This window comes from Actinospica sp., from assembly GCF_035552695.1.
Lineage (GTDB): Bacteria > Actinomycetota > Actinomycetes > Streptomycetales > Catenulisporaceae > Actinospica.
Genome location: NZ_DASZKT010000203.1, coordinates 1 through 12,280, shown reverse-complemented (window position 1 = coordinate 12,280; position 12,280 = coordinate 1). Strand labels below are relative to the sequence as shown.

The window sequence follows — 12,280 nt, the reverse complement described above, 5'->3', positions numbered from 1 at the left end:
CACTCCCGAATGCTCGGGTGTGACGTTTCGCCCGGCCGGTCGGCTCGGTGGTCCGTTGCCGGAACCTAGTCGCTTCTAGCTGGGGTTGCAAGGTGACACCCCCGCTGGTCTGCGATTAAACCGGAGCGTACCCGAGTCTGGCGTGCTGTGTGCGCCGGATCCCGCTATTCGCGCCGAGAACAGCGGGAATACGACCGGAATTAGGGTTCTATGTCCGAATTATTCGTGACCAGATTATTCCGACAAAGCGTCCGCACCCGCCCCCGACGGACCTCCGCCGCGTCCTGGAACCGGCACAGGCGGCGTCCCGGAACCCGCCGCCCGACAAGCGGATTCGCGCCGTCGATCATGTGGCTGACTCAAGGTCCAACCGTTGACCACCCGCGTCCGGGCACGCCGGACACCGAAAGGGAATTGCACGGGAATTTGTTTTTCTTTTCACAATTTCACGGATTTAACGGGTACCGCCGAATGGGACTATTCGGGTCTCAGGACGCGGCCGCCGGGTAGCCGAGCGCGGTGCGAAACTCCTCGACCGCCCGGCGCGCCGCGCGGCGCAGTACGGCCGCGTCCGGGCCGTGCCGCAGCACTTCGCGGGACATCGAGGGCAGGACGTTGGCCGTCGTTGCGCCGAACAGGCCGCGCAGGCCCTCCGGGGTGCCGCCCTGGGCGCCGAGCCCGGGCGCGAGCACCGCGCCGTTGAGCGTGGCCAGGTCGAAGGGGATCGGGTCGGTGAGCGTGGCGCCGACGACCGCGCCGATCGGGCCCATCGGGACGGCCTCGCCGTTGCGGGCCGCCGCCTGGGCCAGGATCGAGGCGCCGACGGTCTCGCCGCCCTCGGCCACCGCGCGCTGGACCGCCGCGCCCTCCGGGTTCGAGGTGAACGCCAGCACGAAGACGCCGCAGCCGTACCGCTCGGCCCGCTCGAAGAACGGCTCCAGCGAGCCGAAGCCCAGGTACGGCGAGACGGTCACGGCGTCCGTGAACAGGGACGAGGACGGGCTCAGGTAGGCGTCGGCGTACGCCTCGACCGTGGAGCCGATGTCCCCGCGCTTGGCGTCCACGATCACCAGCGCGCCGGCCGCGCGCGCCTCGGCGATGGTCCGCTCGAGCACGGCGATCCCGGCCGAGCCGAAGCGCTCGAAGAACGAGGACTGCGGCTTGAGTACCGCGACCCGTTCGGCCAGCGCCTCCACCGCGGTCAGCGCGAAGCGTTCGAGCCCGGCGACCGAGTCGGGCAGGCTCCAGGCACCGAGCAGCGCCGGGTGCGGATCCACGCCCACGCACAGCGGCCCGCGCGTGTCGAGCGCCTTGCGCAGCCGCGCGCCGAAGGGCTCCGCGCTCTCAGTCTCGGTCTCCGTCATCGCGTAGTCTCACCCTTCAGTCCGCGGTGGATGCGGCGGGCCCAGAACGGACCCTCGTAGATGAATCCGGTGAAGCCCTGCAGCAGGGTCGCCCCGGCGTCGAGGAACTGCCGGGCGTCCGCGGCCGTCGTGATGCCGCCGACGCCGATGAGCGTCATCTCCGGGCCGACGCGCGCGCGCAGGCGTGCCACGACGTCGAGTGCGCGCGGCCGCAGCACCGGCCCGGAGAGCCCGCCGGCGCCGCAGGACTCGACCTCGGCCTCCGGGGTGAGCAGCCCGTGCCGGGAGATCGTCGTGTTGGTGGCGATGATGCCGTCGAGGCCGATCTCCACGGCCAGGTCGGCGACGGCGTCCACGTCCTCGTTCGCGAGATCCGGCGCGATCTTCACGAGCAGCGGCACATGCCGCTCCGCCGCCGCGTCGGCCGCCTCGCGCACGGCGAGAAGCAGTGGCCTGAGCACCTCGGCGGCCTGCAGATCGCGCAGTCCCGGCGTGTTGGGCGAGGAGACGTTGACGGTGAGGTAGTCCGCGTACGGGGCCAGTTTCGCGGCCGAGTACACGTAGTCGGCGACGGCCTCGTCCTCCGGCACGACCTTCGTCTTGCCGATGTTGACGCCGAGGATCACCGGTGGGAAACCCGGCGGGTTTGTCTTCAGACGCGCGGCGCGGCGGGCGAGCCGGGCGGCCACGACGTCGGCCCCGTCGTTGTTGAAGCCCATCCGGTTGATCAGGCAGCGGTCGCGCACCAGCCGGAACATCCGCGGCGCCGGATTGCCCGGCTGCGGCCGCGCGGTCACGGTGCCGATCTCGACGAAGCCGAAGCCGAGCGCGGCCAGCGCGTCGATGCCGAGCGCGTTCTTGTCGAAGCCCGCGGCGAGCCCGAAGGGCCCGGGGAACTCCAGACCCAGCGCCTTGACCCGCGGCCCGGGATCCTCGACCCCGAGGACGGAGCGCAGTGCGGCGGGCCCGCCGGGCACCCCGGCCGCGGCGCGGATCGCGCCGAAGCCGACGTGGTGCGCGCGTTCCGGGTCCATGCCCTGGAACACGGTGCGGAACAGCAGCCGATAGAACATCAGCCCTCCCCGCAGCCCAGGTCGTCGGCCGACTCCGGGTCCATGCCCTGACAGCGCACGAGGCGGAACAGGGCCCGATAGACCGGACGGGCCATCAGCCGGCTCCGTCGCGGCGGGAGCGCAGCCGCTCGGCGTGCTCCTGCAGCGATCCGACGCCTATGTCCCCGCGCAGCAGGGCCTCGATGCCCTGGACCGCCGCCGCGAGGCCCTGCACGGTCGTGATGCAGGGCTTGCCGGTGGAGACCGCGGCGGTGCGGATCTCGTAGCCGTCCAGCCGCGGCCCGACGCCGTACGGCGTGTTGATGATCAGGTCCACGTCGCCGTTCATGATGCGCTGGACGACCGTGGGCTCCCCGGTCGGCCCGACGCCCTCGTGCTGCTTGCGGACGGTCGCGGCGCGGATTCCGTTGCGCCGCAGCACTTCCGCGGTGCCCTGGGTGGCCAGGATCTCGAAGCCGAGGTCGGCCAGCACCTTCACCGGGAAGATCATCGAGCGCTTGTCCCGGTTGGCCACCGAGACGAAGATCCGGCCCTTGGTCGGCAGCGCGCCGTACGCCCCGGCCTGCGACTTGGCGAAGGCGGTGCCGAAGTCGGCGTCGATGCCCATGACCTCGCCGGTGGACTTCATCTCCGGGCCGAGCACCACGTCCACGCCCTGGCCGTCCGGGGTGCGGAAGCGGCTCCACGGCATCACGGCCTCCTTGACCGCGATCGGCGCGTCCAGCGGCAGGGTGCCGCCGTCGCCGGTCGCCGGGAGCATGCCCTCGGCGCGCAGCCCGGCGATCGTGGCGCCGAGCGAGATCCGCGCGGCGGCCTTCGCCAGCGCAACGGCCGTGGCCTTGGAGACGAACGGGACGGTGCGCGAGGCGCGCGGGTTGGCCTCGAGGACGTAGAGGATGTCCCCGGCGAGCGCGAACTGGATGTTGATCAGGCCCCGCACGCCGACGCCGCGCGCGATGGCCTCGGTGGAGGTGCGCAGCCGCTTGAGGTCGGCGCTGCCGAGGGTGATCGGCGGCAGCGCGCAGGCCGAGTCGCCGGAGTGGATCCCGGCCTCCTCGATGTGCTCCATCACGCCGCCGAGGTAGAGGTCCTCGCCGTCGTAGAGCGCGTCCACGTCGATCTCGATCGCGTCGTCGAGGAAGCGGTCGACCAGCACCGGGTGCTCGGAGATCAGGCCCGCGTGCCGGGTCAGGTACCCGGCGAGCGAGGGCTCGTCGTAGACGATCTCCATGCCGCGGCCGCCGAGCACGTAGGAGGGGCGGACCAGGACCGGGTAGCCGATCTCGTCGGCGATGGCCTTGGCCTCGTGGAAGGAGAACGCGGTGCCGTGCTTGGGCGCGTTGAGCCCGGCCTCCTCGAGCACCCGGCCGAAGGCGCCGCGCTCCTCGGCGAGGTGGATGGCCTCCGGGCTGGTGCCGACGATCGGCACGCCCGCGTCCTTGAGCCGCTGCGCGAGGCCGAGCGGGGTCTGCCCGCCGAGCTGCACGATAACGCCGGCGATCGGCCCGGCCTGCGACTCGGCGTGGAAGACCTCGAGCACGTCCTCGAGCGTGAGCGGCTCGAAGTAGAGCCGGTCCGAGGTGTCGTAGTCGGTGGAGACGGTCTCCGGGTTGCAGTTGACCATCACGGTCTCGTACCCGGCCTCGCGCAGCGCGAAGGAGGCGTGCACGCAGGAGTAGTCGAACTCGACGCCCTGGCCGATCCGGTTCGGCCCGGACCCGAGGATCAGCACCGCGGGCTTCTCGCGCGGCGCGACCTCGGTCTCCTCGTCGTAGGACGAGTAGTGGTACGGGGTCGAGGCGGCGAACTCGGCGGCGCAGGTGTCGACGGTCTTGTACACCGGCCGGATGCCGAGCGCGTGCCGGACCTCGCGGACGACGGCCTCGTTCATGCTGCGGATCTCGCCGAGCTGCGCGTCGGAGAAGCCGTACCGCTTCGCGCGGCGCAGCAGCGCGGGCGAGAGGTCCGTGGCAGCCGCGACCTCCTCGGCGACCTCGTGGATCAGTTGCAGCTGGTCGATGAACCAGGGGTCGATCTTCGTGGCGTCGAAGGCCTCTTCGAGGCTCGCGCCCGCGCGCAGTGCGTCCATGACGGTGTTGATCCGGCCGTCGGTCGGGATGGCGGCCTTCGCGAGCAGCTCCGCCTTGTCTCCCGGCGTGCCCGCGAAGGAGAACTCGGAGCCCTTCTTCTCCAGCGAGCGCAGCGCCTTCTGCAGCGCCTCGGGGAAGTTGCGCCCGATCGCCATCGCCTCGCCGACCGACTTCATGGTCGTGGTCAGCGTGGCGTCGGCGTGCGGGAACTTCTCGAAGGCGAAGCGCGGCACCTTGACGACGACGTAGTCCAGCGTCGGCTCGAACGATGCGGGCGTCTCGCGGGTGATGTCGTTCGGGATCTCGTCCAGCGTGTAGCCGACCGCCAGCCGCGCCGCGATCTTCGCGATCGGGAAGCCCGTGGCCTTGGAGGCGAGCGCCGAAGAGCGGGAGACGCGCGGGTTCATCTCGATGACGATGATCCGGCCGTCGTCCGGGTTCACCGCGAACTGGATGTTGCAGCCGCCGGTGTCCACGCCGACGGCCCGGATGATGTCGATGCCGATGTCGCGCAGCTTCTGGTACTCGCGGTCGGTCAGCGTCATCGCCGGGGCGACGGTGATCGAGTCGCCGGTGTGCACGCCCATCGGGTCGAAGTTCTCGATCGAGCAGACGACCACGACGTTGTCCTTGCGGTCGCGCATCAGCTCGAGCTCGTACTCCTTCCAGCCGAGGATGGACTCCTCCAGGAGCACCTCGGTGGTCGGCGAGAGCTGCAGGCCGGTGCCCGCGATGCGCCGCAGGTCCGCCTCGTTGTGCGCGAAGCCGGAACCCGCGCCGCCCATGGTGAACGAGGGCCGGACCACGACCGGGTAGCCGCCGAGCTCCTCGACGCCGGCCAGGCAGTCCTCCATCGAGTGGCAGATCACCGAGCTGGCGGACTCGGCGCCGATCTGGGCGACGATCCGCTTGAACTTGTCCCGGTCCTCGCCGCGCTCGATCGCCTCGATGTCGGCACCGATGAGTTCGACGTCGTACTTGGCGAGCACGCCCGACTTGGCCAGCGAGACGGCCGTGTTCAGCGCGGTCTGGCCGCCCAGCGTGGGCAGCAGCGCGTCCGGCCGCTCCTTCGCGATGATCTTCTCGACGAACTCGGGGGTGATCGGCTCGACGTACGTGGCGTCGGCGAACTCCGGGTCCGTCATGATGGTGGCCGGGTTCGAGTTGACCAGCACCACCCGCAGCCCCTCGGCCTTGAGCACACGGCAGGCCTGGGTGCCGGAGTAGTCGAATTCGCAGGCCTGGCCGATCACGATCGGCCCGGAGCCGATGACCAGCACCGACTTGAGGTCTTCCCGCCTGGGCATCAGGCCCCGCCCTTCCGCTGGTCAGCCATCAGATCGACGAACCTGTCGAACAGGTACGCCGCGTCGTGCGGCCCGGCCGCCGCTTCGGGGTGGTACTGCACGGAGAAGGCCGGCGCGTCCAGGCAGGCGAGGCCCTCCACGACGTTGTCGTTCAGGTTCACGTGGCTGACCTCGACGCGTCCGAAGGGGGTCTCGGAGACGCGGTCGGTCGGCGCGTCCACGGCGAACCCGTGGTTGTGCGCGGTGATCTCGACCTTGCCGGTGCCGCGATCCTGCACGGGCTGGTTGATGCCGCGGTGGCCGTACTTGAGCTTGTAGGTGCCGAAGCCGAGCGCGCGGCCGAGGATCTGGTTGCCGAAGCAGATCCCGAACAAGGGGATCCTGCGCTCCAGCAGCCCGCGCACCACGGCGACCGCCTCGTCCTGGGCGGCCGGGTCGCCGGGGCCGTTCGAGAGGAACACGCCGTCCGGCCGCACGGCGAGGATCTGCTCCAGTGCGGCGTTCCCCGGCAGCACGTGCGTCCGGATTCCGCGCTCCGCCATCCGATGCGGCGTCATGGACTTGATGCCGAGATCCAGCGCGGCGATCGTGAAGCGGTGCTCGCCGATCGGCTCGATGACATAGCTCTCCGGCGTACTCACCTCACCGGTGAAGTCGGCGCCGACCATTTCCGGGCTGGCCTTCACGCGCTGCAGCAGCGCGGTCGGATCGGCCTGAGCTGAGGCGCCGGAGAAGATCCCCACGCGCATCGCGCCGCGCTCACGCAGGTGGCGGGTCAGGGCCCGCGTGTCGATGCCGCTGATCCCGACGACCCCCTGCGTACGCAGCTCCTCATCCAGGGAACGCTGCGAGCGCCAGTTGGAGGCGCGCCGAGCCGGGTCGCGCACCACGTAGCCGGACACCCAGATCCTGCCCGACTGCGTCGTGGGCCGCCGCGACTCCGGGTCCTCGTCGTTGACGCCGGTGTTGCCGATGTGCGGTGCGGTCATCACGACGACCTGACCGCAGTACGAGGGGTCGGTGAGGGTTTCCTGATAGCCGGTCATTCCGGTGGCGAACACGGCCTCGCCGTACGTCTCGCCGACCGCGCCGTAGGCCTCGCCGCGGAAGGAGCGCCCGTCTTCCAGCACGAGCACGGCTTCCTTCTCGATGTACGCGCTCATGCGTTCGCCCGCTCCTTTTCCCCGAGCCCGTTCACGGCCTCGACGAGGCGCTCGCGATCGGCCTTGGCACGCGGGTGGAACCCGGTGTCCAGGGTGTACTCGCCGAGCCGCCAGGTGATCAGAACCACGCCCTCGCCGCCGGTCACCTTGCCCGCGATGCCGGGCGCGAGCTCGGCACTGACGACGTCCGCCGCCGGGATGAACAGATCCGACGCCGCCGCACGGGCGAAGAGCACGCCTTCGCCGGTGACCGTGACGTTCGCGTTGCTGCGCACGCCGAGGCCGTGCGCGGCGATCCGGTCCAGCCAGTCGCCGTGCGTGGTCGTCGAGGCGTAGACGCCCTCGACGCCCTCGCCCTGGTCAACCGCGGTCGGCGCCCCGGTGGCGGGCGCGGGCAGGTCGGCCTGCCGCGCGGCCCGGCGCTGATAACCGCGCCACATCAGCCAGCACAGGCCGCCGAACACGGCCAGTATCAGCACCGTCAGCCCGATCCGCGCCGCCCACTGCGTCACCGGGGCGCTGTGCTCACCGGACGCGAGCAGGATCGTGGTCCCCACAGCCTCCTTCGTCATCGGTCGATCACCTTTCCGTCGAGTACCGTCGCCGTGCCGCGCAGGAAGGTCGCGTGGACGGTGCCGGGAAGCTTCAGCCCCGCGTACGGGGTGTTGTGCGACCGCGAGTGCAGCGCACCGGGCTCGATCGTGCGGCTCGCGGCCGGGTCGACCAGCGTCAGGTTCGCGGGCTCGCCGGGCTCCAGCGGGCGGCCGTGCCCCTCGAGCGATCCGATCTCCGCCGCGCGCACCGACATCCGGCCGGCGACCCCGGACCAGTCAAGCAGCCCGGTGTCCACCATTGTGTGCTGCACCACCGACAAGGCCGTTTCGAGGCCGAGCATCCCCATCGCGGCGACCGCCCACTCGCAGTCCTTGGCCTCGACCGGGTGCGGCGCGTGGTCGGTGGCGACGACGTCGATCGTCCCGTCGGCCAGCCCCGCGCGCACGGCCTCGACATCGGCCTGGGTGCGCAGCGGCGGGTTGACCTTGTAGACCGGGTCGTAGCCGCGGACGAGTTCGTCGGTGAGCAGCAGGTGATGCGGCGTCACCTCGGCGGTGACCGGGTAGCCCTTGGACTTGGCCCAGCGCACGAGTTCGACGGATCCGGCCGTGGACAGGTGGCAGACGTGCAGCCGGGATCCGGTGTGCGCGGCGAGCAGCACGTCGCGCGCGATGATCGCCTCCTCGGCGACCGCGGGCCAGCCGCGCAGGCCAAGGACGCCGGAGACCTCGCCCTCGTTCATCTGCGCGCCCTCGGTCAGCCGCGGCTCCTGCGCGTGCTGCGCGACCACGCCGCCGAAGGCCTTCACGTACTCGAGCGCCCGCCGCATCAGCGCCGCGTCCGACACGCAGTGCCCGTCGTCCGAGAACACCCGCACCCGCGCCGCGCTGTCGGCCATCGCGCCGAGCTCGGCGAGCCGTTCTCCGGCGATGCCGACGGTCACGGCTCCGACCGGCTGCACGTCGCAGTACCCTGCCTCGCGCCCGAGCCGCCAGACCTGCTCGACGACTCCGGCCGTGTCCGCGACCGGATCCGTGTTCGCCATCGCGTGCACGGCCGTGTATCCGCCGGCCGCGGCGGCGCGCGTTCCGGTGAGCACCGTCTCGGCGTCCTCGCGCCCCGGCTCACGCAGGTGCGTGTGCAGGTCCACGAGCCCGGGCAGCGCGATCAGACCGTCCGCCTCGACGATCCTCGCGCCGGCCGGCGCCTCGTCGACGAACACGCCGTCACTGACGTGCAGATCCCCGACCTCGCCGCCGAGGATCCGCGCCGCACGAATCGTCCAGCCCGTGTCGCTCACTTGGCGTCTCCCTCGTTCTCGGTGCCGATCGCCGGTTCGCTGCCGCCGAGCAGCAGGTAAAGCACTGCCATCCGCACCGAGACGCCGTTCGCGACCTGTTCGGTGATGGTGGAGCGAGCTGAATCGGCGACTTCCGCCGAGATTTCCAGGCCGCGGTTCATCGGGCCCGGATGCATGACGACGGCGTGCTCGGGCAGAGCGGCCATCCGCTTGGCGTGCAGCCCGTAGCGCCGCGAGTACTCGCGCTCGGTCGGGAAGAACGCCTGGTCCATCCGCTCCCGCTGCACGCGCAGCATCATCACGGCGTCGAGCTTCGGCAGCACCGGGTCGAGTTCATACGAGTACGAACACGGCCACGTCTCGACCGCGAAGGGCATCAGCGTCGGCGGCGCGACGAGCGTCACCTCGGCCCCCAGCGTGGCCAGCAGGTGCACGTTCGACCGGGCCACGCGGCTGTGCAGCACGTCGCCGACGATTCCGATCCGGCGCCCCTCCAGGCTGCCGAGCCTGCTGCGCAGCGTGTACGCGTCGAGCAGGGCCTGCGTCGGGTGCTCGTGCGTCCCGTCGCCCGCGTTGACGACGGCGCTGCGGATCCATCCCGCGTGCGCCAGCCGGTACGCGCCGCCGGAGGCCCAGTGCCGCACGACCACGGCATCGGCGCCCATCGCCTCGAGGGTGAGCGCCGTGTCCTTCAGCGACTCCCCCTTCGACACGCTCGAACCCTTGGCGGAGAAGTTGATGACGTCCGCACTGAGCCGCTTCGCCGCCGTCTCGAAGGAGATCCGGGTCCGCGTCGAGTCCTCGAAGAAGAGGTTCACCACGGTCCGGCCGCGCAGCGTCGGCAGCTTCTTGATCGGCCGGTCGGCGATCCGCGCCAGCTCGGCCGCCGTGTCCAGGATCAGCGTCGCGTCCTGCGCCGACAGGTCCGCCGTGGACAGCAGATGCCTCTTCATCGCGCTTGCGCCCCCTTCACTCCCAGTAGCACCGCGTCTTGCCCGTCCGTCTCCGCCAGCCGGACCTGCACGGTCTCGCGCTGCGCGGTCGGGAGGTTCTTGCCGACGTAGTCCGCGCGGATCGGCAGTTCCCGGTGCCCGCGGTCGACGAGCACCGCGAGCTGTACCGCGCGCGGCCGTCCGATGTCTCCGAGCGCGTCGAGCGCGGCCCGGATCGTGCGCCCCGAGAACAGCACGTCGTCCACCAGGACGACCAGCTTCCCGTCGACGCCGCCGCCGGGGATCTCGGTCCGCCCGAGCGCCCGCGCCGGCTTCAGCCGCAGGTCGTCCCGGTACATGGTCACATCGAGCGTGCCGACCGGGAGTTCGAGGCCCTCGACCGCGGCGATCTGCCGGCCGAGCCGGGTGGCCAGATGGGCGCCGCGGGTGGGGATGCCGAGGAGCACGGCGTCGTCCGCGCCCTGGGTGCGTTCGAGGATTTCATGCGCTATCCGGGTCAGTGCCCGGTGAACGGCGGAAGCGTCGAGTACGGCGCGCATCGCCTGTTCGGCCGCGCTGGTGGGCGCGGTGGTCGTAGCTGCTACTTCGTGGCCATCGGTCATGCCGAAGCAGACCTCCTTCCCTGCCTCACGGGACAGGACTTAAAGGACGTCGGACGCCCTCACCCTATCAGGACGGCCTGATCAACCGTGCGTGAGGGTCAATTCTGCGTCAAGAGCTGGCCCGAAACGGATAAAAGGGGTGCGCTGCGTCAGTAAACGGGCCGACCTGCTGCAGCATGGAGTTACCGGCCCTCACCTGGGGGTCCGGGTGCGACTGGGCATCAGTCGTGACATAGGCTGCCAGATGTAGAAACGCCGGTCATCGCATGACCTGCTGCCTTGACGAAGGTAGGTTACTCTGCGTAACATCCGTCAAGGTCGCCGGGATGGTCGACCGTGAAACACAGAGCCTTCGATGGGGAGATCCTATGTCTACCGAGTACGCCAAGGCGCTGGGCGCCCGGCTCCGCGCGATCCGGACGCAGCAGGGTCTGTCGCTGCACGGCGTCGAGCAGAAGTCCCAGGGCCGCTGGAAGGCCGTCGTCGTCGGGTCCTACGAGCGCGGCGACCGTGCCGTGACGGTGCAGCGCCTGGCGGAGCTCGCGCACTTCTACGGCGTGCCGGTGCACGAGCTGCTGCCCGGCGGCAGCCCGAACGCCGCGGCCGAGCTGCCGCCGAAGCTGATGCTGAACCTCGAGGTGTTGCAGAACCTGGGCGAGGACAAGGCCGCCCCGCTGATGCGCTACGTCGCCGCCATCCAGAGCCAGCGCGGCGACTACAACGGCCGGGTGCTCTCCATCCGCCAGGACGACCTGCGGACGCTCTCGGTCATCTTCGACCTGCAGCCCTCGGTGCTCGTCGACCTGCTCATCGAGTGGGGCGTCCTCGACGCCGACGCCCGCCGCGCCGTCAACTTCGACGCCGACTTCGCGGACGACGAGCTGGACGAGGAAGAGCTCCTCGAGGAGGACGAGGACTGAGCGGTCCGGCGCCCCACCGCGGCAGCGCTCGGCACCTCTTCCCGGCAGCCGTCAGCCCGCCGAACCCCGTATACAGCGAATCCCCTCCGGCCGTCTGTTGGGCCGTGAGGGGATTTCGCGTTCTCGGGCAGATCCCTTAGAACGGCTGTGAGAGCGCCGCGAGCCACGGATGCCCCGGATGCACCCTCTCGAGCAACGAGGCCAGCGTCCCGCGCTGACGCCGTGTCATAAGCGGCACGGTGGCGTCGAAATCGGCCTGGTCCTTGCTCCGGCAGGCCTTGGCCTTGAACAGCAGCACGAACTCGGGCGACAGGTACGGGATCCCGTCCGCGGAGTGTCGGATGACGTCTCGGTATGGGAGACGGATTCTCTCGTCGCGACGGCAGATCCACACGTCACCGTCGTGCGGCTCGCGGAACACGTCGAGCAGATAGTTGTCAGTACACGGATCGCGAAGCCATGTTTGATGAGTCGCGGCAAGCGCTTCCGACGTGGCGTTCTCCCAGATGCGGTGATCGCCCACGGCGTCGAAGACGTACTCCGTGAAGCGCTCACGCACCTCCGTGAACCGCGCCGCCGGCACCGCGATCTCGATGTCGCCGTGCGCCCGGATCTGACTGCCACGGAACAGATCCAGCGCCCACCCGGCGGCCACGCACCACGGCGCGTCGACTCCGGCCAGTCGTTCCGCGACCTCGCTCGGATTCCAACTGGACGCCCATCGTGCTTCGAGGGCTTCGATGTCGGCGGGCGACACCTGCACGCCCCCATCTGGCAGTCGCTCGCTCATCGCGCGAGCCTACCGGAACGCGTGAGGCCCGGAACCGTGGTGGTTTCGGGCCTCATGTGTTGGGAGTGTTGTGCGGCGGTGTCCTACTCTCCCACCAGGTCCCCCTGGCAGTACCATCGGCGCTGGCGGGCTTAGCTTCCGGGTTCGGGATGGGACCGGGCGT

10 protein-coding genes and 1 rRNA gene are annotated in these 12,280 nt (G+C 70.5%); 1 reads left to right on the top strand and 10 read right to left on the bottom strand.

Annotation, left to right across the window (positions count from 1 at the left end):
• Positions 1 to 488: 488 nt before the first annotated feature.
• The 8 genes from pyrF to pyrR all read right to left on the bottom strand — a co-directional run bounded on the left by pyrF (position 489) and on the right by pyrR (position 10,407).
• Positions 489 to 1,364, bottom strand: coding sequence for an orotidine-5'-phosphate decarboxylase (gene pyrF / locus VG296_RS23320; protein WP_325569075.1), 876 nt, complete (start codon positions 1,362 to 1,364; stop codon positions 489 to 491).
• Positions 1,361 to 2,437 (bottom strand): quinone-dependent dihydroorotate dehydrogenase, encoded by a 1,077-nt coding sequence (locus tag VG296_RS23315; protein WP_325569073.1) that lies wholly within the window; start codon positions 2,435 to 2,437, stop codon positions 1,361 to 1,363. The genes pyrF and VG296_RS23315 overlap by 4 nt, the downstream gene beginning before the upstream one ends.
• A gap of 94 nt (positions 2,438 to 2,531) precedes the next feature.
• Positions 2,532 to 5,834 carry a carbamoyl-phosphate synthase large subunit gene (gene carB, locus VG296_RS23310; protein WP_325569071.1) on the bottom strand — a complete coding sequence of 1,101 codons (3,303 nt, stop codon included), beginning with the start codon at positions 5,832 to 5,834 and terminating at the stop codon, positions 2,532 to 2,534.
• Positions 5,834 to 6,997 carry a glutamine-hydrolyzing carbamoyl-phosphate synthase small subunit gene (carA, locus tag VG296_RS23305; RefSeq protein WP_325569069.1) on the bottom strand — a complete coding sequence of 388 codons (1,164 nt, stop codon included), beginning with the start codon at positions 6,995 to 6,997 and terminating at the stop codon, positions 5,834 to 5,836. The genes carB and carA overlap by 1 nt, the downstream gene beginning before the upstream one ends.
• Positions 6,994 to 7,569: a hypothetical protein gene (locus tag VG296_RS23300; RefSeq protein ID WP_325569067.1), complete on the bottom strand. Its 576-nt coding sequence runs from the start codon at positions 7,567 to 7,569 to the stop codon at positions 6,994 to 6,996. The genes carA and VG296_RS23300 overlap by 4 nt, the downstream gene beginning before the upstream one ends.
• Entirely contained in the window at positions 7,566 to 8,852 is a 1,287-nt protein-coding gene (locus VG296_RS23295; protein ID WP_325569065.1) for a dihydroorotase, read from the bottom strand. The genes VG296_RS23300 and VG296_RS23295 overlap by 4 nt, the downstream gene beginning before the upstream one ends.
• Positions 8,849 to 9,805: an aspartate carbamoyltransferase catalytic subunit gene (locus VG296_RS23290; protein ID WP_325569063.1), complete on the bottom strand. Its 957-nt coding sequence runs from the start codon at positions 9,803 to 9,805 to the stop codon at positions 8,849 to 8,851. Before VG296_RS23290 ends, VG296_RS23295 begins: the two co-directional genes overlap by 4 nt.
• The gene (gene pyrR / locus VG296_RS23285) at positions 9,802 to 10,407 is read right to left on the bottom strand and encodes a bifunctional pyr operon transcriptional regulator/uracil phosphoribosyltransferase PyrR (RefSeq protein WP_325569061.1); all 606 of its coding nucleotides are present in this window, start codon (positions 10,405 to 10,407) and stop codon (positions 9,802 to 9,804) included. Before pyrR ends, VG296_RS23290 begins: the two co-directional genes overlap by 4 nt.
• A gap of 368 nt (positions 10,408 to 10,775) precedes the next feature.
• Here pyrR and VG296_RS23280 point away from each other — a divergent pair, with 368 nt between their 5' ends.
• On the top strand, positions 10,776 to 11,327 hold the full coding sequence (locus VG296_RS23280; protein ID WP_325569059.1) for a transcriptional regulator: 552 nt from the start codon (positions 10,776 to 10,778) through the stop codon (positions 11,325 to 11,327).
• Between the two features lie 136 nt (positions 11,328 to 11,463).
• Here VG296_RS23280 and VG296_RS23275 read toward each other — a convergent pair whose 3' ends face one another.
• Positions 11,464 to 12,117, bottom strand: a complete 654-nt coding sequence (locus VG296_RS23275; protein WP_325569057.1) for a nucleotidyltransferase domain-containing protein — start codon at positions 12,115 to 12,117, stop codon at positions 11,464 to 11,466.
• A 70-nt stretch (positions 12,118 to 12,187) separates the two neighbouring features.
• Positions 12,188 to 12,280 (bottom strand): 5S ribosomal RNA (gene rrf, locus VG296_RS23270); the annotation flags it as partial.